1 protein-coding gene is annotated in these 1,080 nt (G+C 33.7%); it reads left to right on the top strand.

The features are described from left to right. A partial coding sequence (locus HMPREF3270_RS03435) for an ISL3 family transposase (protein ID WP_070867166.1) occupies positions 1-1,080 on the top strand: 1,080 nt, incomplete at both ends.

The raw sequence follows: 1,080 nt of genomic DNA, 5'->3' as shown, positions 1-1,080 counted from the left end.
AAGAAAGTATAAAGGGAAAAATTCTTTATTTTACTTTGGAAAATTAATACATTCTCCCAAGCGATGTAAACTTTGCGGACACGAAAATACGAACTTTTCTATAATCAAAAATGGTTTAAAAAAATCATGTCTTACGATACCTAAGGTATCGGAGAAGCCAGCTTATTTAATATTGGAAAAACAGCGTTTCCACTGTAAAAAGTGCTGCAGTTATTTCACTGCTGAAACACCTGTCGTTGAGCGGAATTGCTATATTTCTCAAAACACACGATTAGCTGTGCTGAATAAGTCGATAGACATACGTTCGCAAAAATCTGTTGCTGAATCTTGTCATGTCAGTAATTCCACAGTTACTCGAATAATTAATAAAGCTGCTTCTCAAATAGCTCAAACACCGTTTAAATATTTACCGGAACACTTGATGATGGATGAGTTCAAAAGCGTTAAAAATGTTGTCGGTAAAATGAGTTTTATTTATGCAGACGCAGTAACACACCGTATTATTGATATTGTGCCTGACCGTAGGTTATTTGCTTTGAAAAACTATTTCTATCGTTATCCTCTTTCTGAAAGAAAACGTGTGAAAACAGTGTCTATCGATATGTACGAACCTTATATGGCTTTGATCAGAGAAGTTTTTCCTAATGCCAAAATTCTAATAGATCGTTTCCATATTGTTCAGTCTTTAAATAGAGCCTTGAACATGACTCGAGTAACAGTTATGAATAGTTTCAGAACAACTGAAAGACCTCTATACAACAAGTACAAGCGCTACTGGAAGATTCTTTTAAAACCATATGAACAACTTGAAGCTTTTGTTTACAGTAAGATGCCTTTATATAAACAATGGAAAACACCAAAAGGTGTTGTCGAACACTTACTGAGTTTTGACGAAAGACTTTTAAACACACATACACTCGTAAATGAGTTAAGATCCACATTGAAAGAAAACAATAAAGCTGCTTTTGAAACTGCCTTGAAAAATATAGAAATCAATAGCGTTGCTCCTAAACTTCAAACAGCTGTTAAGACACTTAGAAAGCACAATAGTATGATAAGAAATACTTTTGAATACAGTAA

The sequence above is a fragment of the Staphylococcus sp. HMSC65H10 genome, assembly GCF_001839185.1.
GTDB classification, from domain to species: Bacteria; Bacillota; Bacilli; order Staphylococcales; family Staphylococcaceae; genus Staphylococcus; species Staphylococcus simulans.
The sequence above is the reverse complement of the archived record's forward strand: the minus strand, read 5'-3'. Positions and strand labels throughout refer to the sequence as shown.